This is a genomic window from Roseinatronobacter sp., from assembly GCF_051859525.1.
In the GTDB taxonomy this organism is placed as follows: domain Bacteria; phylum Pseudomonadota; class Alphaproteobacteria; order Rhodobacterales; family Rhodobacteraceae; genus Roseinatronobacter.
In genome coordinates this window covers 159,710-180,002 of record NZ_JBHYFM010000002.1, presented here as the reverse complement: position 1 = coordinate 180,002, position 20,293 = coordinate 159,710, and the positions used below count along the sequence as shown (strand labels likewise).

Annotated in this window: 16 protein-coding genes; 8 read left to right on the top strand and 8 right to left on the bottom strand. The window is 60.2% G+C overall.

From position 1 onward, the window contains the following. Positions 1-35: 35 nt before the first annotated feature. From ACTIE1_RS03790 to ACTIE1_RS03775, 4 genes are read right to left on the bottom strand one after another with little or no spacing between them, the layout of a single operon-like run. A complete protein-coding gene (locus ACTIE1_RS03790) occupies positions 36-1,895 on the bottom strand; it encodes an acetyl-CoA hydrolase/transferase C-terminal domain-containing protein (RefSeq protein ID WP_439561755.1) in 1,860 nt (619 codons plus the stop codon). Further along, positions 1,888-3,954 (bottom strand): 3-hydroxyacyl-CoA dehydrogenase NAD-binding domain-containing protein, encoded by a 2,067-nt coding sequence (locus ACTIE1_RS03785; protein ID WP_439563267.1) that lies wholly within the window; start codon positions 3,952-3,954, stop codon positions 1,888-1,890. The genes ACTIE1_RS03790 and ACTIE1_RS03785 overlap by 8 nt, the downstream gene beginning before the upstream one ends. Before the next feature lie 11 nt (positions 3,955-3,965). Continuing rightward, on the bottom strand, positions 3,966-5,255 hold the full coding sequence (locus ACTIE1_RS03780; protein ID WP_439561753.1) for an acetyl-CoA C-acetyltransferase: 1,290 nt from the start codon (positions 5,253-5,255) through the stop codon (positions 3,966-3,968). Next, positions 5,252-7,516, bottom strand: a complete 2,265-nt coding sequence (locus ACTIE1_RS03775) for an acyl-CoA dehydrogenase (protein WP_439561752.1) — start codon at positions 7,514-7,516, stop codon at positions 5,252-5,254. The genes ACTIE1_RS03780 and ACTIE1_RS03775 overlap by 4 nt, the downstream gene beginning before the upstream one ends. A 180-nt stretch (positions 7,517-7,696) precedes the next feature. Here ACTIE1_RS03775 and ACTIE1_RS03770 point away from each other — a divergent pair, with 180 nt between their 5' ends. The 4 genes from ACTIE1_RS03770 (at position 7,697) to ACTIE1_RS03755 (ending at position 11,103) form a co-directional block, all read left to right on the top strand. Further along, positions 7,697-8,686, top strand: a complete 990-nt coding sequence (locus ACTIE1_RS03770) for a TRAP transporter substrate-binding protein (RefSeq protein WP_439563266.1) — start codon at positions 7,697-7,699, stop codon at positions 8,684-8,686. Next, on the top strand, positions 8,687-9,190 hold the full coding sequence (locus ACTIE1_RS03765; RefSeq protein WP_439561750.1) for a TRAP transporter small permease: 504 nt from the start codon (positions 8,687-8,689) through the stop codon (positions 9,188-9,190). After that, positions 9,187-10,434 (top strand): TRAP transporter large permease, encoded by a 1,248-nt coding sequence (locus ACTIE1_RS03760; protein ID WP_439561749.1) that lies wholly within the window; start codon positions 9,187-9,189, stop codon positions 10,432-10,434. The genes ACTIE1_RS03765 and ACTIE1_RS03760 overlap by 4 nt, the downstream gene beginning before the upstream one ends. Before the next feature lie 456 nt (positions 10,435-10,890). After that, entirely contained in the window at positions 10,891-11,103 is a 213-nt protein-coding gene (locus ACTIE1_RS03755; protein WP_439561748.1) for a glycine zipper 2TM domain-containing protein, read from the top strand. Between the two features lie 128 nt (positions 11,104-11,231). On the opposite strand, the gene ACTIE1_RS03750 is transcribed toward ACTIE1_RS03755, so the two are convergent. The 4 genes from ACTIE1_RS03750 to ACTIE1_RS03735 form a co-directional block, all read right to left on the bottom strand. After that, positions 11,232-13,082, bottom strand: a complete 1,851-nt coding sequence (locus tag ACTIE1_RS03750; protein ID WP_439561747.1) for an SLC13 family permease — start codon at positions 13,080-13,082, stop codon at positions 11,232-11,234. A 165-nt stretch (positions 13,083-13,247) separates the two neighbouring features. Then, a complete protein-coding gene (locus ACTIE1_RS03745; protein WP_439561746.1) occupies positions 13,248-14,168 on the bottom strand; it encodes an SDR family NAD(P)-dependent oxidoreductase in 921 nt (306 codons plus the stop codon). Next, complete coding sequence (locus ACTIE1_RS03740; RefSeq protein ID WP_439561745.1) at positions 14,158-14,970, bottom strand: enoyl-CoA hydratase/isomerase family protein; 813 nt, start codon at positions 14,968-14,970, stop codon at positions 14,158-14,160. Before ACTIE1_RS03740 ends, ACTIE1_RS03745 begins: the two co-directional genes overlap by 11 nt. After that, the gene (locus tag ACTIE1_RS03735) at positions 14,967-16,685 is read right to left on the bottom strand and encodes an AMP-binding protein (RefSeq protein WP_439561744.1); all 1,719 of its coding nucleotides are present in this window, start codon (positions 16,683-16,685) and stop codon (positions 14,967-14,969) included. The genes ACTIE1_RS03740 and ACTIE1_RS03735 overlap by 4 nt, the downstream gene beginning before the upstream one ends. A gap of 114 nt (positions 16,686-16,799) precedes the next feature. On the opposite strand from ACTIE1_RS03735, the gene ACTIE1_RS03730 reads away from it, so the two are divergent. From ACTIE1_RS03730 to ACTIE1_RS03715, 4 genes are all read left to right on the top strand, one after another. Further along, positions 16,800-17,276 (top strand): MarR family winged helix-turn-helix transcriptional regulator, encoded by a 477-nt coding sequence (locus ACTIE1_RS03730; protein ID WP_439561743.1) that lies wholly within the window; start codon positions 16,800-16,802, stop codon positions 17,274-17,276. Positions 17,277-17,367: 91 nt separating this feature from the next. Then, on the top strand, positions 17,368-18,393 hold the full coding sequence (locus tag ACTIE1_RS03725; protein WP_439561742.1) for a TRAP transporter substrate-binding protein: 1,026 nt from the start codon (positions 17,368-17,370) through the stop codon (positions 18,391-18,393). A 71-nt stretch (positions 18,394-18,464) separates the two neighbouring features. Further along, positions 18,465-18,992 (top strand): TRAP transporter small permease, encoded by a 528-nt coding sequence (locus ACTIE1_RS03720; protein ID WP_439561741.1) that lies wholly within the window; start codon positions 18,465-18,467, stop codon positions 18,990-18,992. Then, positions 18,931-20,271, top strand: coding sequence for a TRAP transporter large permease (locus ACTIE1_RS03715; protein ID WP_439561740.1), 1,341 nt, complete (start codon positions 18,931-18,933; stop codon positions 20,269-20,271). Before ACTIE1_RS03720 ends, ACTIE1_RS03715 begins: the two co-directional genes overlap by 62 nt. The last annotated feature ends 22 nt before the right edge of the window (positions 20,272-20,293 follow it).

Sequence of the window (20,293 nt, the reverse complement as noted above, 5' to 3'; positions counted from 1 at the left end):
CGTGCGACCTGATCGATAGGCGCAGCAAGGCGTTGCTATGCGATGGCTTGCTTTTCCTGCCGTCGCAATGCCCCGCGCAAGGCCAGTTGTGCCGCGCGCGCCTTCATGCCATCCGGCCGGTCCAGCGCCATGCGTTTCACGGCGTCCTCCTCCATGCGTGCGGGGTGGCCGCGCATCCCTTGCAGAATGCGCCACAGCAGCGTTGGCATATGGGCGCTGGCTGTCTTCAGGTCCGCGAGTGCAGGCATCAAATATCTCTCTATCCGGGTGAAGGCCGTGCCGAAGGGAAAATCCGGCAGGGCGTCCGCGCTATGTGGCGCCAGCCATCTGTGCAGCGCTTCGGGTGTGTTGTTGCGCGCCGTTTCAGGCAGTTGGTAGGTTTCCGGCAATTTTCCCGCAGCTTTGGCTTGCTTGATCAAGGTGTTCTGGAAACGGCTGTCGGCGATTTCAATCAACGCGGCCGCTGTGTCCGCATCGCTTTTGCCGCGCAGATCCGCGATGCCGTATTCTGTGACGACGATATCGCGCAGGTGGCGGGGTATCGTGATATGGCCATAGGAAAACCGGATATTTGACGACAATCCCGATTTTCCGGTCCGTGTGGCCGGCAGGGTGATGATGGCGCGTGCATCGTGCAGCGCGAAGGCCTGATCTACGAAGTTGAACTGCCCGCCGACCCCGCTGACAACCTGCCCGTCCTGGGTTCCGTCCGAAACAACAGCCCCCAGCAATGTCACCATCATCGCGGAATTTATGAACCGCGCCTGTTTGCGTGCCGCCCGTTTCCTGTCTTCATCGCCCAGCAGTGTATTTGTGTAGGATACAGGCATCATGGCAATGCGCGCGCGTTCGCGCGGGGGCAGGGCGCGCAGGCGTTCATAAAAATCATGACTGTCCAGAAAAAAACCTGCATGGATGGCTGCGCCGTCCACCTCTCGGCGGATAATGCCTTTCTCGAACAGGGCAAGCAGCCCGTCCACCAGCATTTCAGTCAGGCCATATAAACCGATATCGAACGCACCATGTTCCGAAAACCTGTCCGCACGCAGGAACGGGCAGTCTTGCCATATGGGCGTAATTCGCCCGTCCTGTCGCAGGATCAGGGCATTGGCAATGGCATCGCCGATCTGGCCAATGCCGATCTGAAGCGTGCCGCCATCACACACCAAGCGCGAGACATGCAAGGCGATGGCGTGATCGTGCTGGCTGACCGGCTGTTTGGCAACCGAGAACAGCGCATGCGGCGGCGCATCCTGCGCCAGCAGCGCTGCGCATTCTGCGGGTGCGATTTCTGCGGGGTCGGGCATGAATGGCAGATCGGAATGCACTTGCCCGACAAATGTGAACTCTGCCTTGCCCTGCCTGCGCAGCCGCAGCAGATCACTGGTTATGTCGGTATTGCAAGACAGGCTTAGGTGCGTTCCGTTGCCAGCCAGCAGTTGCAAGACAAGGTTCGGACGTTGGTCCAGCAAAACATCAAGCGCATGGGTGTAATTGGCCGACACATAGCGCTGTTGCGCCGCTGGCACGTTTACCCAGTTTGGGGCTTGCAGAAAAAACTCGGTGATTTCGATGTTTTCAGGCAGGGTTCCGTCACGCAACAGCCGCGCATATTCAATTTGCGGGTAATCGCCGAACAAACGGTCCATTGCGTCAGGGGTCAGAAACCGGCGCGCCATATCGGTATCAGGCGTGGGCCGTTCCAGTGTCAGGGCCGTGAAAATCCGCAACCTGATTGACGGATCGGCGCAGGCCCTGCGCACAAGGGCATTCACAAGTGTGACAGGTTTGCCCAGCCCAAGCGGTAAGGCAACGCGCAGGTCATGCCCGACCGTTTGCAAGATCCAGTCAATGACAGGTTCTTCTGACGTGAACTGCGCAGGTGAGTCAGGCATGTTCACCCCAATAGGGGTCCGGCGCAAACCGTGCGCCATGCGCCTTTTCCAGTTCAGACAGTCGCTGGCGAATGGCGTCATACCCGCGCGTTCCCGCGTACTTCATCGGCCCGCCCCGAAAGGGGGCAAAACCTGTCGCAAAGATCATTGCAGCGTCAAGCTGGTCCACGCTGTCCGTCACCCCCTTGCGCAGGCATTCCGCACAGGCGTTCAGCATGGGCAGGATCAGGCGGTCGGTCAGCTCGGGGCCGATGCTGGCGTTTGACACCGGCTTGGGTGTGCCGTCTGACCAATCGTAGAAGCCGCGCCCTGACTTGCGGCCCAGATCGCCCGCCTCGACCTTGTCGCGCAGTATGGGCGGGATGTCGGCAATGGGTTTGTCCAGCGATGAATTCAGGCTTTCGGCCACATCAAGGCAGATATCCAGCCCGACCTGATCGGCCAGCGTGACAGGCCCCATTGGCATGCCAAACTCCAGCGCGGCGCGGTCCACGCGGGCCTTAGGGATGCCTTCATCCATCAGCAACAGTGCCTCCAGCAGATAAGGCATAAGCGCACGGTTCACCAGAAAACCGGGTGCGTCCGACACCGGAACTGGCAGCCGATTGATTGCCGCACAGAACGCCATCAGTTGATCGCGCGTCTGCGGATCGGTCGCGCCGTGACTGACGATTTCGACCAAGGGAACCTTGCTGACCGGATTGAAGAAATGCAGCCCCGCAAAACGCGTCTTGTCGGGCACATGTCCCGTAAGGCCATCAAGTTGCAGGCTGGACGTGTTCGACGCCAGAATGGCACCGGATTTCATTTTGCCCGCCAGATCCGCGAATATGGCCGTCTTGGTGTCGGCGTTTTCCGGACCCGCCTCGATAACCAGATCGGCATGCCGCAGACCATAGCCGTTCGGATCGGGCATCAGGCGGTCCAGCGTGTCGCGTGTGGCAAGGCTGTCCTTGTGTGCGTCCTTGCATATTTGCGCGGCATGCGCGACCATTTTGCCAAGGGCGTCGCCATCCGGATCACTGACCGTGACGCGTTTGCCCTGCATTGCCGTCCATGCGGCAATTTCAGACCCCATGATACCGGCCCCGATGACATGAACACGGGCTATGTCGCAGGTGCCCTTGGCGGCCTGTTTCAGGGTCTGCCGCAGCATGAAGGCCCGGATCAGGTTCTTGCTGGTGTCCGATTGCAGCAGCCCCGCGAACGAGGCGATCTCGGCCTTTTGCATGGCGTGCGGGTCATGGCCATGCTGCACCCAAATGTCGATCAGTGCATGGGGGGCGGGGTAATGCGCCTTCGGGGCTTTCTGTTCCACCTTGCGGCGCATCTTTTCAGCGGCCAGCGATCTTGCGGGCGCAAGGTCGAATGCCTTGTCTTTCACCCCGCGCGATTTCCGCTTTACCTTGCCAGATACAATCTGCGCGATTGCATTGCGCAAATGCCGTTCTTCAATCACCAGATCCGCAATGCCCAGATCCTTCGCGCGTCTGGTATGTGCGGATTTTCCGCTCAGCATCATCTGCATGGCTTGCAGCGGACCAATCAAGGCGGGCAGGCGCACAGTGCCGCCCAAACCGGGATGCAGGCCCAGCTGCACCTCTGGCAAGCCGAAAGATGCACCGTCAATCGCAACGCGGTAATCGCATGCCAGCGCCACTTCAAACCCTGCACCCAGTGCCGCGCCGTGAATGACCGCGATTGTTGGGCACGATAGCCCTTGCAAGCGGTGCAGAACCGCATGCGCATCGCCCAGTAGCGTTTCGGCCTGATCTGTTGCCAGTCCCGCAAGGGCATTTATATCGGCCCCGGCCGCAAAGCCTGCGGACTTCGACGACCGCAGAACCAGCGCTTTGGGCATAGCCGCCTCGATCTGTGACAGGTGGGTGTCCAGTTGTTCAAGCACCTTGTCCGAGATCGTGTTGACAGAGGATGACGTGCAATCAAGCACCAGCCAGCCGATCCCGTCATCATCAACACCATAGCGCCAGTGCCCGTCGCCCAAGGCACCGGCGGTGTTTCCCAGTTCCAGCCTTGATGCGTTCAGATAATCTTGCATTCGGGTGGTCATTATACAGCCTCCAGAAGCATTGCGCCGCCTTGTCCGCCGCCGATACATTCGGTTGCAATTCCGCGCTTGCCGCCCGTTGCCTTCAGCGCGTTTGCCAGATGCAGCACGATGCGGTTTCCACTGGTCCCGACAGGATGCCCCAGTGCAATAGCGCCGCCATTGACGTTCAGTTTGTCACGCGGGATGGCCCCGAAGCTGTCCGCAAGCCCCAGAACATCACGGCAAAAGCGGGGATCTTGCCAAGCGGCCAGACAGGCCAGCACCTGCGCGGCAAAGGCTTCGTTTATTTCCCAAAGGTCAATGTCATCGCAGCCATAGTTGTGGCGCGACATCAATGGTGTGGTCGACATAACCGGACCAAGCCCCATGACGGACGGGTCAAGGGCAGCCCATTCGCTGTCCACCAGCCGCGCAACCGGCGTCAGGTTATGGGCTTCTACAGCGCGGGCAGATGCAAGAATGCACCAACTTGCCCCATCGGTCACTTGCGACGAATTGCCTGCAGTGACCTGTCCGAAGGGTTTTTCAAAAACGGGCTTCAATCCGCCCAGTTTCCCGACATTGCTGTTTGCACGCAGGCCATCATCGGCATGATATGCGTTTCCGTTCCGGTCAAAGGCGGGCAGGACTTCATCCGTCAATACGCCGTTTTCCTGCGCGGCACGCAGGCGGGCGTGGCTTTCTACGGCATAGGTGTCGGCCATTTTCCGGCTAATGCCGAAATGGTGGGCCAGAATTTCGGCTGTCTGGCCCATGCCAAGATCGGTAATCGGGTCGGTCAACCCGCGTTCCAGCCCTACGACCGGTTTCAGATGTGATGGTCTGGCCTTCAACGCCTGCTGTGCAGACGCCAGCGGACCAGAGGCCGCTTGCATGCCTGCCAGCCAATCGACGGCATCATCGCGCAGCACCAATGGCGCGTGACTAAGGGCCTCTGTCCCGCCCGCAAGCACCAGATCGGCCGACCCTTCGCGGATGGTGCGGAATGCGGTATCGATGGATTGCATGCCGGATCCGCAGTTTATCTGGACCGTGAACGCAACCATCCGCGCCCCCATACCCAGCCGCAGCGCGGCAACGCGGGCAGGGTTCATTTCATCGGCAATGACATTCACACAGCCCAGTATGACCATGTCGAACGCATCCGGCGCAATATTTGCGCGTGCCAGAAGGGGGCGGCCACATTGCACGGCCAGATCGACAGGTGTAAACGGCCCGCGCTTGCCGCGCACCTTCAGAAAGGGGGTGCGCGCGCCGTCAACCAGAAATACGTCTTGGGTTTGTGTCATTCGGCGGCCTCCGGTGGCTTTGGCGTTCGGGTTGTCTGTCCGGCAGCAGGCAGGAGTGCGGAAAATTCTTCCTTGCTGAAATCATCCACGGCAACCACCTTGGCGGTTGCGCGCGCAAGCTCATCAAGCTGGTCCTTCTGCGCTTGTGTCAGAAGTCCCGCCTCAAGTGCCTGTGTGGCGGACATGTCCAGTTCCCGCAATTTCCGGCGCAGGGGGGCGGCTGCGTTCGTTTTGTCAAACGCGTCGTTCAGGGCCTTGATGCCAGCACTTTGGCCCGGACCGCCCAGATCGCCGCACAGCCTGTCGCGCGCAGGTCCGGCCGTGCTGACAAGTGCCGCACAGCGTTCGATTTGCCGGTCCGAGGGGGGGCGCGCGACCGAGCGCGGCAGGGTAATCATCCGCAGCAGCAGCGCTGCACTGCGTGAAGGGAAATTTGCGATCGTCTCATCCAGAAGGGCGCTGATGCGGGCAAAGGAACGCTGCGCATTATAGGCGACCAGTTCAAAATCCTCGGCCTGTCTGCCCTGATCTTGCCAGCGCTTCAGCACTGCCGAGGTGATGTAAAGCTCGCTCAGGATATCTGCCATTCTGCCAGAGAGCATTTCCATACGCTTCAATCCGCCCCCGATGGTCAGAAATGCCATATCCGCAGTGATCGCATAGGCGGCTGACCAGCGGGCGAGTTCACGATATATGGGGGCGTCATGCGCCTCTTGGGCCATGCGCGGGGCCGGTGCGAAGCGCGCGCCGGTTATCGCGCGCCCGACACTGCGTCCCAGTGTGCGTATGGAATGCCGGACATGGCGCCAGAAATGTGTGTCGAACGCGTCAAGCCCCGCCTGTGCCTGCCCCTGTTCCAATGCCTGAATTTCATCCAGCAAATGCGGATGCGCCCGGATTGCCCCCTGACCGAAAACCATCAGCGAACGGGTTACAATATTGGCCCCCTCAACGGTAATACCCACTGGCACCGCACGGTAATTGGCCCCAAGGTAATTCATGGGTCCGTCAATGACCGCCTTGCCCGCGTGAATATCCATTGCATCATCGATGGCGCTGCGCATCCGTTCGGTGGCTGAATATTTCATAAGCGCGGAAATGACAGACAGCGCGCGCCCCTCATCCAGTCCGGCGCAGGTCAGGTGGCGCGCGGCATTGACGGCATATGCATTCGCGGCCAGACGTGCCAGCGGTTCCTGAATGCCGCCGAACTGGGCAATAGGCAGGTTGAACTGGTGACGCACCCGCGCATAAGCCCCGCTGGAATGCGCGGCCAGTGTCGTGCCGGCACATGCCAGTGACGGCAGGGAAACCCCGCGACCGGCTGCCAGCGCACTCATCAGCATCATCCAGCCCTTGCCTGCCTGCTCGGGACCGCCAATAATGTTTTCCAAGGGAACAAAGACATCCTTGCCTGTTGTCGGCCCGTTCTGGAACATGGTGCCTGCGGGAATATGGCGGCGTCCGGTTTCGACCCCTGCCAGATCAGTCGGAACCAGCGCACAGGTAATGCCGGGTTCCGGATCGTCGCCCAGCAACCCGTCCGGATCATGCAACTTGAAGGCAAGTCCAAGCAGCGTGCACACGGGTGCCAGTGTGATGTAGCGTTTGGCCCAGTTCAGCCGGATGCCCAGCACCTGCTTGCCCTGCCATTCGCCGTGACACACAATCCCGCTGTCGACCATCGCAGAAGCGTCCGACCCCGCGTCGTCACTGGTCAGGCCAAAGGCGGGCAGTTCCCGACCATCGGCCAGTCGGGGCAGCCAGTAATCCTTCTGGTCGTCAGTCCCGAACAGGTGCAGCAACTCGCCCGGTCCAAGGGAGTTTGGCACCATCACTGTTACTGCTGCGGGGATCGAAACCATGGACAGGCGGCGCACAACTTCGGAATGGGCGAAGGCCGAGAAACCCAATCCGCCGTATTTTCGGGAGATGATCATGCCGAAAAAACCGTTCTCGCGCATGAAGCGCCAGACTTCGGGGTTTAGGTCACCATCGATGCGGTTGATGGCCCAGTCGTCCAGCATGTCGCAAAGCGTGACGCAGGGTCCGTCAAGAAACGCCTGTTCCTGTGGTGTCAGCGATGGCGGGCGTACAGCCAGCAGTTTTTCCCAATCCGGATTGCCGGACATCAATTCGGCGTCCCACCACACTTCACCCGCTTCCAGCGCTTCCTGTTCTGTTGCGGACAAGCCGGGCATAGCGCCTTTGGCCCACTGGAAAATCGGTTTGGTGATGCGGTTTTTGCGGAATGATGACATGGCTTCCTCCAGCCTATCTAACGTGCGGCGGCCGGAATCGTTCCAGAGGCTATGTGTCAGGGCGGGCTTGAACGCGGCGCGGAAAACGGGCAATGCTACGCCCAAGTCGTGAATGTGGCGGCGCCTGTCGGGCATATGCGGCGCCCGCCATGCGCCGGAAATTCAAAAGGGAGGATAGACATGCAACCGAATATGATTACCCTGGCGGCAGCTTTCGCTATGGCAAGCGGCACCGCCGCAATGGCAGATTTTGCTGATATGGAACCGATCAACCTGCGCCTTGCACATGTTGTCAATGAACAGGATGCGTTCCATGTGTCCGCGACACAGTTCAAGGAAATCGTCGAGGCCCGCACAGATGGCAAGGTTACTGTCGAACTGTTCCCGAATGCCAGCCTTGGGGACGAACGCACCCTGCTGGAAGGCATGCAGATCGGCTCGGTCGATATGGGTGTTATCACCAACGGACCTGTTGCCAACTTTCTGGAAGATATGGCCGTGTTCGAGCTTCCCTTCCTGTTCCCGTCACCACAGGCCGCTTATGATGTGCTGGATGGCGAGATCGGTCAGGAACTTCTGGACCGCCTGCAAGAAGTCAACCTGAAGGGGCTGGCCTATTCCGAACGCGGTTTCCGGAACCTGACCAACAGCCAGCGCGAAGTTCGCAGCCCGCAAGATATTGACGGCTTGCGCATTCGTGTCATGGAAAACCCTGTCTATACCGACACATTCCGCGAATTGGGGGCCAACGCCATACCCATGGCCTGGACCGAGGCCCTGACCGCCATGCAGCAAGGCACGATTGACGGGCAGGAAAATCCGGTGGGCGTGATCCATTCGTTCAAACTGAATGAAACCCAGATGCATATGACCATGACGCGCCACACCTATGCCCCTGCGGTTGTGGTCATGGGCATGCCGACATGGAACAACCTGCCAGACGCCGTGCAAGAGCTTGTTGTCGAAGCCGCCGCCGAGGCCGGTGCAGCCGCCCGCGCGTTCAACGCTGAAATGGAATTGTCCCAGCTTGAAGAGTTGCGCGCCGCCGGCATGTCGATCATCGATGACGCCGACCTGGTGGCATTTCAGCAGGCCATCATGCCCGTCTATGACCGCTATGGCGAGGCGTTCGGCGACTACCTTGCGCGTATTCGGGCCGCGATCGAATAAATGCTGCGTCTGATTGGCATTGTTGATAATGCCCTTGCGGCCATCCTTAAGCCCGTTGTGGCACTGGGGATGGCCGCGTTGATTGCGGTCATCACACTTCAGATTGTCAGCCGCGTGTTCTTCACCGCCGTCGGCTGGACCGAGGAGGTGGCGCGCTTTCTGATGATCTGGCTTACCTTTCTGGGGGCTGCCTTGGCGTGGCATCAGGGCAAGCATATTGCCGTGACATTTCTTGCGGATGCGGTGCCACGCACCCCGCGCCATATTATCCAGATTACGGCGCTTTCGGTAACATGCGGCTTTGCCGTGGCGCTGGCATGGCTGGGACTGGCCTATATGGACATGAGTTCTTTCCAGCGCTCGCCTGCGCTGCGCATCCAGATGACGTATATTTATGCCGTGATCCCGCTGTCTGCCGGATTGATCGCGTGGTTCAGCCTGAGTGATTTGCTGCGTCTGATCTTCGGCCAAAGGTTGGACGGGCAAGGGGGCATGCCACAATGAGCTTGCTGCTGTTCGGCCTGTTTGCCGTGTTTCTTCTGGTTGGTGTGCCTGTTGCAATCGCCATCGGGGCGGCGACCCTTGCGGCCATGTATGCGGCGGGTGTGCCGTTGCTGGTTATGCCACAGCAAATGTTTTCGGGTATAAATTCCTTCGCGCTTGTGGCGATCCCGATGTTCATTCTGGCAGGCGATATTATGGCGCGTGGTGCCGTCAGTGCGCGGCTGGTCGCCTTTGCCGAGGCCCTGATCGGGTTTGTGCGCGGCGGGTTGTCTGTGGTGTCGGTGCTGGCGGGCATGTTCTTTGCGGCAATCTCGGGGTCTGGTGCGGCGACCACGGCGGCGGTGTCATCGACATTGGTTCCCGAACTGACACGCAAGGGCTATGATCCCGCATCCGCTGCCAGCCTGATTGCGGCCAGCGGAACAATCGGGGTGGTTATCCCGCCATCGGTTCCGATGATCATTTATGCGGTGATCGCGCAGGAATCCGTCTCTCGACTGTTCCTAAGCGGGTTTATCCCCGGTCTGGCGATGGGGTTGGGGCTGATGGCGATTGCCTTGGTGCAAGGTTACCGGCGGGCCTATCCGGCGGGTCAGAAATTTGCGCTGTCCACAATCTGGCGCACGTTCCGCGCGGCATTCTGGGGGTTGATGACGCCGGTCATCATTCTGGGGGGCATTTTTTCCGGTATTTTCACCCCGAGTGAGGCCGCAGTGGTTGCCGTGAATTACGCCATTCTGGTGTCGTTGTTTATCTACCGCGATATCAGTTTGCGCGACTTGTATCACCTGCTGGTCCGGTCGGGCGTGACGACGGCCGTGATCATGATTGTGATTGCATCATCTGCGGCCCTAAGCTGGGCGCTGTCCAGCTGGCAGGTTCCCGGTACAATCGCGCGCTTCGTGCTGGGCTTTTCGACCGAAACCTATCTGATTCTTGCATTGATGCTGGTGCTGATCCTGCTTACAGGCGTTTTCATCGAGACGGCATCCGCGCTGATCATCCTGACCCCGATTTTGCTGCCGCTTGCCGTGCAGCTTGGCGTTGATCCGGTGCATTTCGGGATCATCATTGTCATGGGGCTGGCGATCGGAATGATTACCCCGCCGGTGGCGATCAATTTATATGTGGCATCTTCGGTCACTGGCATCGGGCTGGAACGTATTATCCGCGCAATCGTGCCGTATCTTTGCATGCTGATCGTGGTTCTGGTTGCGGTTACCTTTGTTCCTCTGATGCTGTAGCGCGTATTGCTTGAAACCGGGAACCGGTTTCGGCCTTCTCGAACATGCAAAACCGTTCAGTAGGGTATGTCCCGTGAATGCGACATACCCCAAGGGCGCTGGTGCGCGCACTGGCCCGTGGGCGTATGACCCGCAGGTTTTCACACAGATGTGTGACATGGTGTGCAGTTTTATGTTGGGGGTGCCAGCATTGGACTATAATGCGATATCAGCCTGTGTGTGCCGTTAAATACGGGGCACAAGTGCGACGATACCGGCGTGAACTGCCATAGGGGGTGAAACTTTTTCACGGTCTGCGGCGTTATCATTGGGACGAGAGCATCCTTTGCATCAGTGCAGATGGTATCGGTAGACGAATGGTGTGTTCAACGGTGCTGGTGTCCGAAAGGGTCGCGATTTGCAGTTGCTTTCGCATCGAAGGTTCAGGAACGCTTGTGAGATAAAAGGATCACAGAAATGAAGAAAGTTACAATCACCGCGGTATTCGTAGCAGGTCTGGGCGTGTTGGCCGGTTGCACCAACGATCCGCAAATCAATGCGGCAACGGGTGGTCTTGTGGGCGCCGCAGCGGGCACGCAAATCGGGTCAGGGTCGGGCCGGACAGCCGCAATTCTGGGCGGCGCAGCGGCAGGGACAGTGGTTGGCGGCAACGCACCGACCCATCGCTAAAACCGCGACTGACGATAGAACACTATATCGATACGCACCGCCGCGCATGAATATTTGCGCGGCGGTGCTTTTCATTTTGCATGTTGACTACCGCAGCAGCGCTGTAAGGCCTTATGTGTTGTGCTGCGTCATAACGGCCATATCCACAATAGCATCGGAATACTGACGGCAACGACCAGCGCCTCCAGTGGCAGGCCCAGTTTCCAGTAATCGCCAAATCCGAAACCGCCCGGCCCAAGGATAAGCGTGTTGTTCTGGTGCCCTATCGGTGTCAGAAACGCACAGGATGCCCCGATCGCCACTGCCATCAGGAAGCTGTCGGGATTGACACCCAATGCACCGGCGATCCCGATTGCAATGGGGCACAGCACGGCAGCGGTTGCGGCATTGTTCATCACATCCGACAGCAGCATCGTTGTAATCAGCACCACGACCAGCGCGGCAATGGCGTTGCCCTGCGCGATTGTGCTGACCAGAAACCGCGCCAGTATATCGGCCGCCCCTGTCGCCTGCATTGCGCCTGCAACAGGGATCAATGCCGCCAGCAACACGATCACCGGCCAGTCGATTGCCGTGTAGACTTGTCGCGGCGGCACTGTGCGAAACAGCATGGATGCGATCACCCCCAATGTGAACGCGGCTGCCGCAGGCAACAGGCCAGCGGTGACAATACCCACCGATCCCAGCATGATGGCCCCCGCGATCAGCGCCATGCGCCGGTCGGGGATACGCAATTCACGTTCGCCAAGGGGCACACAGCCGGTGTCGTTGATGAAATCAGACAGCACTTCGGCGGGGCCTTGCATCAGCAACAGATCCCCTGATTTCAGGTTCAGGGTGCGCAGACGTGCGCGCGGGGGGCGGCCTTCGCGCGAAACGGCCAGCAGGTTCAGCCCGTAGCGCGTGCGCAACCGCAGATCACTGGCCGAGCGTCCGACAATGCTGGAACCGGGCAGCACAGCAAGTTCGCGCAGCACGACGTCTTCGTCGCGTTTTGTGCTGTCGTCATCCGTATCATCGTCGGGTTTATCATCCGTTTCGTCCGGTTTCGTCGTGGTTGCGTCCTGCACATCGGGTGTGTCGGAAGACGGGCCTTGTTCTTCCAGTTTGATGTCAAAGACGGACAAGGCTTTCGCCAGCGTTTCCACATCCGCTTCCAGAACCAGAATATCGTCTGCGCGAATGCGCCGCCCGCCATGGGGCGCAGTGATGCGGACCTCGTTGCGCACCAGCCCCACAACTTGCGACTCGCTGTCTTCGATCTCGCGCTCGAAGGCGCGCAGGGTCAGGCCAACGGCCTTGCTGTCGTCGGGCACGCGCACTTCTGTCAGGTAGTTGCCCGTCTCGAAACTCTCGGATCCGGACGCCTTGCGTGCGGGAACCAGCCGCCAGCCCAACAGCGCGACAAACAGCACCCCAACCACCGCAACCGCCGCGCCCACCGGCGCAAAATCGAACATTCCGTAATGTCCCAGCCCTGTTTCGGCGCGAAACCCCGAAACGATCAGGTTGGGCGGTGTCCCGATCAGGGTGGTCATTCCGCCAAGGATGGTGCCGAACGCCAGCGGCATCAGCACCTGTCCCGCAGTCATGTCCAGCCTGCCCGCAAGTTTGACGGCCACAGGCATAAGCAGCGCCATGGCCCCGACATTGTTCATAAACCCCGACAGCAGCGCCCCAAGGCCCATAAGCGCGGTCATACTGGCCAGCAGGCCCGCCTGCCTTGGCAGGGCCTTGCGTGCCAGCCAGTCCACTGCACCCGTATTCTGCAACCCCTGACTAAGGATCAGAACACAGGCCACGGTGATGACTGCGGGGTGTCCGAATCCGGAAAACGCCTCGGTCGCGGGAACAAGCCCTGCAATTACACAGGCCATCAGCGACACAAGTGCGACGACATCATGGCGCAGACGACCCCATAGAAACAGCGCAAGTGTTGCGGCAAGGATTGCGAAGACCAGAAACTGGGGCGTTGTCATTCTACAGGTTCCATGCAGCGGGGCACTGACCTGAATACAATCTGTGCCGTGCCGTGCAAGGCCATTGGCACAAATGCCATTGTCCCAGCGGGTTTCTGCCGCGCCGTGATCCCCCTTGCGACCGTCCGGACCGAAGTTCCGTTGGGTTCAGGGCTGCATAAGGTATCAGTCAAACACCAGCGGAACGCCGACAGGTTGCACCGCATCCGCACTGAAATCATGCCAGCCATGCGCCAGGTCTTCGACACTCCAGCCCCCGGAACGGGTTGCGGTCCGTATTTCGGACGGGTGCGACCACAGCGACAGGCGGTCCCCGCCAATGCCGATACATTGCCCCGATATGCCGCGCGCTGCGTCAGATGCCAGAAACACAACCAGCGGGGCGATGTCCTGCGCGGTGCCGATGCCATGTTTCGCGCGCAAATTATCGGGCAGGGGGTGGCCCTGTTCCATGGCGGCCACATGCGGGGCAAGTGCGGGAATGGTTGCGGTCATGCGTGTCAGCGCCGTGGGGATGATGGCGTTGACCGCCACCTTGTCGCGTGCAAGTTCCAGCGTATGGCTGCGCATCATGCCGACAATTCCCGCCTTGGCCGCAGCATAGGCCCCCTGACCAAAATTGCCCGACTGGCCAGCGGGGGACGCCGCATAGATCAGGCTGCCGCCCCCGCCTTGCGCGCGAAACTGCCGCACTGCCGCGCGCGCGCATTGAAATGTGCCGCGCAGATGGGTGGTGATGACCATATCAAACGCGTCATCTTCGGTTTTCCACAAGACACTGTCGCGCAGCACACCTGCATTGGCAAACAGCCCGTCCAGCCGGCCGAAATGGTCTACCGCTGCGCTGACACAGGCCTCTGCGGCCCCGTCTGTGCCGATGGCGGCAATCACTGTTGCAGCCTGGCCGCCCTGTTCGTGTATGGTGCCAGTAACCGAATTGGCGGCGTCTTTGTCCACATCATTGACGATAACTGCCGCACCTGCTTGCGCCAGTGCCAGTGCCGTGGCTTTGCCTATGCCCTGTCCCGCACCCGTGACAATGACGGTTTTGCCATCCAGCCTGCATGTCTGCGCATTACCTTCCATGATAGACCGCCTTGCGCTTCTCGATAAAGGCGCGCGGCCCTTCGCGCGCGTCATCCGTCGCCATAACAACATCCTTGGCGCGGTCTTCCAGATCGAAGCCCGCATTCAGGGTCAGCCCGCTTGCCGCAGTGACCGTGCGCTTGATTTCACGCACCGCAATCGGGGCGTTTTCTGCAATGCGCTGGGCTATGTCCATGGCGGCGGTCATAAGGTCTTCGCCGGGCACAATGCGACTGACAAGCCCCGCCTTCAGTGCGGTTTCGGCGTCTATGGCAGTGCCCGTCAGCAACATTTCCATGGCCAGCGCATAGGGGATCTGGCGCGGCAGCCGCACCAGCGCCCCCGCGAAGGGAATGACGCCGCGCGCCGCTTCGGGCAGGGCAAACCGTGCATGCGGCACAGCCAGCCTGATGTCGGTGCCCAGCAGCATTTCCATTCCGCCCGCCATGCACGGGCCATTGATCGCGGCAATGACGGGTTTGTTCATTTCAAACCCGCGAAACGCGATGCGCGCATCCAGCCCGTCTTCATTCAGCAGGCGGTGGTCCCAGTCGGTTTGGGGTGCGCGCGCGCCTGACAGCAGTGGCAATGACAGCGCCAGATCGCCGCCCGAACAGAACGCCTGTTCGCCCGCACCCGTCAGGATAATGCACCGGATATCGGGGTCGTCGGCGGCATTTGCCAGCGTGTCGGCCAGCCGGCAGATCAATTCGGGGCTAAGGGCATTGCGCGCTTCGGGCCGGTTCAGGGTCAGGACCAGAACAGCACCATCGCGTTTTGTCAGCAGGGGGGAGTTTGTCATCTGCGCACCGCCTTTATCGTGCCATTTGCAATGGCGTCCGCTGCCGCTTTGCGCAGCGCAAATTTCTGGATCTTGCCGTTTGCCGTCATGGGCATCCGGTCCACAATGGAAATATATTTCGGCATCTTGTGGCGTGCCATGCGGGTTTTGCAAAAGCCTTGCAAGTCGGTTTCTGTTGCAGTGCTGCCCTCTGTGGGTACAACGAAGGCGAAAATCTCCTCTCCCAACTCGGGATCGGGCACGCCCACGACCTGCGCCTGACTGACGGACGGGTGGTCCAGCAGGCAGGTTTCAATTTCCACCGGATAGACGTTTTCACCGCCACGAATGATCATGTCCTTCAGGCGCCCGACGATGCGCAAATGGCCGCTGGCCTCCAGCACCGCCAGATCGCCGCTATGCAGCCAGCCGTCACTGTCGATTGTTTCGGCGGTCTTGTCGGGCATGTCGAAATAGCCCGCCATAGTCAGATAACCGCGAATGCACAATTCACCGGCTGTGCCAAATGGCACAACCGCGCCGGTGTCAGGATCGATGATGCGGATTTCGGTATGCGGCAGGGGGGTGCCCGCCGTTTGCAGGCGGGTTTCAAGGTCGTCATCGGGCCATGTCTGGGTTATGACGGGGCTGCATTCCGTCATGCCCATAATGATCAACGGCTCGCCGCCCGTCTGGTCACGCATGCGCCGCATCAGGCTGGGGGGAATATTGGTGCCGCCGGAAACGACGCGGCGCAGCGTGCGCAGGTCGGTGCGTGCGGCGTCGGGATGTTCCAGCATACGGGTCATCATGGTGGGCACGGCATTCAGCAAGGTCGGGCGGTGGGTTTGCCACAGGGCCAGCATGCGCGCGGGGTCGAACGCGTCCATCGTGACCAGAGATCCGCCACAGGCCAGCATGGCCATGACATTGCACACACATCCGGCTGTGTGAAACAGCGGCATGGCCGACAGCATCACATCATCGGGCGTATATCCGCCGCGATCTGCCATCAGGCGGGCGTTGTTCAGCGTGGAATGATGCGTCAGCATTGCGCCTTTGGGCTTGCCGGTGGTGCCGCTGGTATATTGAATTTGCGCCACATCGCGGGCCTTCACTGCGGCCTGACGGGTCTGGCGCGCGCTGTCGGGCACAGTATCGCCCAGATCCAGCATTTCCGCGAAGGGCCGCGCGAACGCACTACCGCCCTTGCCAATGCACACAAGATTGCGCAGCAGCGGAAATTCTGCAGGCTGGTCGCGGTGACCGTCCGTGACACTGGCCAGATCTGGCATCAGTGCCAGCAGGTCCGCGCCAATATCCGCCCCGCGAAATTGCGGCGCGAAGATCAGCGCGCTGACGCGCCCTTGCGCCAGCACATAGGCCAGTTCATCCCGTTTCAGCGCGGGGTTGACCGTGACCAGCACCGCGCCCACCTTGGCCAGCGCGTATTCCAGCAGGACCCATTCCGCACAGTTCGGGGCCATCAGCGCCACACGGTCGCCTGCCTGCACACCCAAACCTATCAAACCGCGCGCGGCACGGTCGGCATGGGCGCGCAGTTCCTCATAGGTCCATGTGACGGCTTCGCCCCGTTCCGCATCATCCACGCAAACCGCCATGCGCGTGCCAAAGCGGGCGGCTTGTGTGTCCAGCATGTCGCCAAGCGTCGTATCCACAAGGGCAAGGCCATCGCGGTTTGCTGGCCATATGGCGGGGGCAGGGGTCGGGGTCATCGGGGTGCGCTCCAGCTTGTGCCGAAAGAACGGCTGGACAAAAGATATATGTGATGTTATCGAATAGTTCGACATCAATCAATATGGTGCAGAACAATGCTGGCGAAATCTGTTTTGGCTAAATCTGATTTGGACGACGCGCCGCAGGATGAACTGGCGTTGCAGCCGGAACTGGCCGGAAGCATCAACTTCCGGCTGCGTATGGCGCAAATTCTGGCGTATAAGTCGTTCGAGGCCTGCACGCCGGACCATGGGGGCGCCGCGCGATATCTGGGGTTGTTGTCCATTATCTGTGCCAACCCCGGCCAGCCGCAGCACCGCGTCGCAGAAGCAGTGGGGCTTCAGCGGTCCAGTCTGGTGCCCATTCTGGACCGGCTGGAAGCCAACGGCATTGTAGAGCGTCGCGCAGTCGAAGGCGACCGCCGCAGCAATGCCGTATGGGCCACAAAGCTGGGTGAAAAGGTTACCGCCGATCTGACGCGCAAGGCGCAGGCCGTGGAAGAACAAACGCTGGCAGGGTTCAGCGAGGCCGAGGTGACAGACCTGCTGGCCGCGCTTGATCGTGTCATTGCAAACTTGAAGCAGCTGTAAGCGCAGCGAAACTCTTTAGGCCGCGTCGCATGCAAGCCGCCGCGCGCCGGACCACAAATTCAATCCATGCAGACATCAGGGAGGATACAGCATGACTGCAAAGGTAATGATGACAGGGGCAACGCTGGCTATGGCCATAGGCAGTGCTGCGACCGCACAAGAAGTGACGCTTGCGCTGTCGCATTGGCTGCCGCCGGTGCATGAAGTGCACACGGACGGCATGACCGAATGGGCGGAATCAATCGCTGCGGCATCGGACGGACGTATTCAGGTTGACCTGTATCCCGCCCAGCAACTTGGGTCCGCGCCGGACCATTACGACCTTGCGCGCGATGGCATTGTCGATATCGCCTTCGTCAATCCGGGCTATCAGGCGGGGCGTTTCCCCATTATTGCAGCTGGGGAACTGCCGTTCCTTGTGTCCAACGGCACCACAGCCAACCGCGCCCTGCATGAATGGTATATGCAGCATGCCGCACAGGAAATGCCGGATGTGCATGTCTGTCTGGTCAACCTGCATGATCCGGGCACGTTCCATGCAACGCGCGGCCCCATCGCGGAACCCGGTGATTACGCGGGCATGAACATTCGTCCCCCGCAGGGCACGATTGCCCGCATGATCAGCCTGATGGGCGCAAGCCCCGTGCAAGTGCCGGTTCCTGAAATGCGCGCGATCCTGTCATCCGGTGGCGCAGATGCGACTGTGTCGCCATGGCACAGCCTGTCGGTGTTCAATGTGGCCGATATTGTCACACACCATCTGGACCTGCCGCTGTATTCGGTGACGTTTGTCTATGCCATGAACCAAGGCGTGTATGACAGCCTGTCACCCGAAAACCGCGAAGTGATTGATGCACATTGCACGCCCGAATGGTCCGAACGGATCAACGCTGCGTGGGCCGAGCAGGAATCCTCTGGCCGTGCGCGCCTTGTGGATCAGGAAGGGCATGTCTTCTACACCCCTGATGATGCGCAGATGGCACAGTGGCAGGCGCTGTCGGACCAGTTGCGCGAAGAATGGGCACAAGCGGCTGCCAATGCCGGACTTGCGGACCCGCAAGCCGCGCTGGAAGACCTGACTGCACGTTTGCAGGCTGTGGGCGCAGCCTACGAATAAGCCATGATCGCGCGCGCCGGTATGTGCGGCGCGCGCACCCTTTTTCCGCTGATTACACCGTTGGTGCCTGAATGATGCGTCTGCTTCATCTTTACATGCGCGCTGTGGAACTGGTCGCGGCAGTCCTTCTGGGGGCTGTGACGTTGCTGGTCGTGGCCTCCACGCTGGGGCGATATGTGTTTGCATGGCCGGTTCCCGACAGTTTCGATTTCTCGCGCCTGTTGCTGGGGGCGTGTCTGGCATGGGGGTTCGCGGTGATCGGGTTGCGCGGCGGGCATGTGCAGGTGGATATTGTGGCCCAGACCGTCAGCCCCCGCATTCGCCGGGGGATTGATGCGCTGGCATGGGCCTTTCTGCTGTGTTTTGCCGCGCTGGTTGCATGGAAAATGTTCGGACGTGTGGACAGCGCGCGTATATCGGGGGAAACCACCTTCGATTTGCGCATTCCGATCTGGCCGTTTCTTGGGCTGATCTGGGCAGGGATTGCCGCCAGCATCGTGACCATTTCGATCAAGCTGGTGCGGATTGTCACTGGCCATGATCAGGTCGAATCTTCCGAGGATATGGATTTCAAAGAGGTCACCCGTGGCATACGCTGATATTGTCGCCATCAGCGGGTTCGCCGCATTGTTTGCCATGCTGCTGCTGCGCGTTCCGGTGGGGGTGGCACTGGCATTGGTGGGCGTGGGCGGCTTCGCGGCCATTCGCGGCTGGACGCCGGCCCTGAACCTGCTGGCCACATCGCCCATTCGCGTGCTGACGGATTTCCACCTGAGCCTTGTGGTGTTTTTCATCCTGATGGGCGCGCTTGCCACCAATTCCGGCCTAAGCCGTGAAGTGTTCCGCGCCGCCAGTGCATGGTTCGGCCCGTTGCGCGGCGGGGTCGCCATGTCCACGGTGGTGGCCTGCGGCGGGTTTGCGGCCATATCGGGCAGTTCGGTGGCCACAGCGGCCACAATGACCCGCGTGGCCCTGCCAGAAATGCGCCGCTATGGCTACCGCGAGGATATGGCCACGGGCGTGATTGCGGCGGGCGGCACATTGGGCATCATGATCCCGCCATCAGTGGTGATGGTCATCTATGCGTTCATTACCGAAACCGATGTCAGCCAGTTGTTCATCGCGGGCATCATTCCCGGTCTGATGGCGATTGTGCTGTATATGCTGACAATCCGCATTGCCTATGGGCGGGGCCTGCCGGACGGGCAGCCGTTTGTCCTGCGCGATGCGGTGGCGTCACTGTCGGGGGTCTGGGCGGTCATGTTGCTGTTTGCGGCGGTGATCGGGGCCATCTATCTGGGTGTCGCCACCCCGACCGAGGCATCTGCCCTTGGTGCCATTGCCACGCTGGCCATCGGGGTTGCACGCGGGCAGTTGAACACTGACAAGATTTTGCGGTCACTGGTGGAAACCCTGCGCATTTCAGTGTCGATTTTCACGGTGCTGATCGGGGCAGTATTGTTTGGCTATTTTCTGGCCATCACACGATCCCCGCAAAAGCTGACAGCGTGGCTGGTCAGTCTGGACATGTCCGCACATGGCACGCTGGCGCTGATCCTGATTGCGTTTATCATCGCGGGCTGCATTCTGGACACGATGGCCATGATCCTGTTGCTGGTGCCCATCGTGTTTCCGGTTGTCATGCATCTGGGGTTTGACCCCATCTGGTTCGGTGTCATTATCGTGATGGTGGCGGAACTGGGTATGATAACGCCACCCATGGGTATCAATGTGTTTGTGATCAACACGTTATCCAAAGGCGTTCGGCTGACCACGATTTTCCGCGGTGTGCTGCCCTTCGTTGCAACCGATGTCATTCGCCTGATCCTGCTGATCCTGTTTCCGGCGCTGGTTCTGTTCCTGCCCAACACAATGTAGGTCTGCGTGCAGGGCTTGCATT

Excerpts from the sequence above, each read along its gene's own strand:
- ACTIE1_RS03790 (WP_439561755.1), bottom strand. The coding sequence starts at position 1,895 with ATGCCTGACTCACCTGCGCAGTTCACGTCAGAAGAACCTGTCATTGAC.
- ACTIE1_RS03785 (WP_439563267.1), bottom strand. The coding sequence starts at position 3,954 with ATGCAAGATTATCTGAACGCATCAAGGCTGGAACTGGGAAACACCGCC.
- ACTIE1_RS03780 (WP_439561753.1), bottom strand. The coding sequence starts at position 5,255 with ATGACACAAACCCAAGACGTATTTCTGGTTGACGGCGCGCGCACCCCC.
- ACTIE1_RS03775 (WP_439561752.1), bottom strand. The coding sequence starts at position 7,516 with ATGTCATCATTCCGCAAAAACCGCATCACCAAACCGATTTTCCAGTGG.
- ACTIE1_RS03770 (WP_439563266.1), top strand. The coding sequence starts at position 7,697 with ATGCAACCGAATATGATTACCCTGGCGGCAGCTTTCGCTATGGCAAGC.
- ACTIE1_RS03765 (WP_439561750.1), top strand. The coding sequence starts at position 8,687 with ATGCTGCGTCTGATTGGCATTGTTGATAATGCCCTTGCGGCCATCCTT.
- ACTIE1_RS03760 (WP_439561749.1), top strand. The coding sequence starts at position 9,187 with ATGAGCTTGCTGCTGTTCGGCCTGTTTGCCGTGTTTCTTCTGGTTGGT.
- ACTIE1_RS03755 (WP_439561748.1), top strand. The coding sequence starts at position 10,891 with ATGAAGAAAGTTACAATCACCGCGGTATTCGTAGCAGGTCTGGGCGTG.
- ACTIE1_RS03750 (WP_439561747.1), bottom strand. The coding sequence starts at position 13,082 with ATGACAACGCCCCAGTTTCTGGTCTTCGCAATCCTTGCCGCAACACTT.
- ACTIE1_RS03745 (WP_439561746.1), bottom strand. The coding sequence starts at position 14,168 with ATGGAAGGTAATGCGCAGACATGCAGGCTGGATGGCAAAACCGTCATT.
- ACTIE1_RS03740 (WP_439561745.1), bottom strand. The coding sequence starts at position 14,970 with ATGACAAACTCCCCCCTGCTGACAAAACGCGATGGTGCTGTTCTGGTC.
- ACTIE1_RS03735 (WP_439561744.1), bottom strand. The coding sequence starts at position 16,685 with ATGACCCCGACCCCTGCCCCCGCCATATGGCCAGCAAACCGCGATGGC.
- ACTIE1_RS03725 (WP_439561742.1), top strand. The coding sequence starts at position 17,368 with ATGACTGCAAAGGTAATGATGACAGGGGCAACGCTGGCTATGGCCATA.
- ACTIE1_RS03720 (WP_439561741.1), top strand. The coding sequence starts at position 18,465 with ATGATGCGTCTGCTTCATCTTTACATGCGCGCTGTGGAACTGGTCGCG.
- ACTIE1_RS03715 (WP_439561740.1), top strand. The coding sequence starts at position 18,931 with ATGATCAGGTCGAATCTTCCGAGGATATGGATTTCAAAGAGGTCACCC.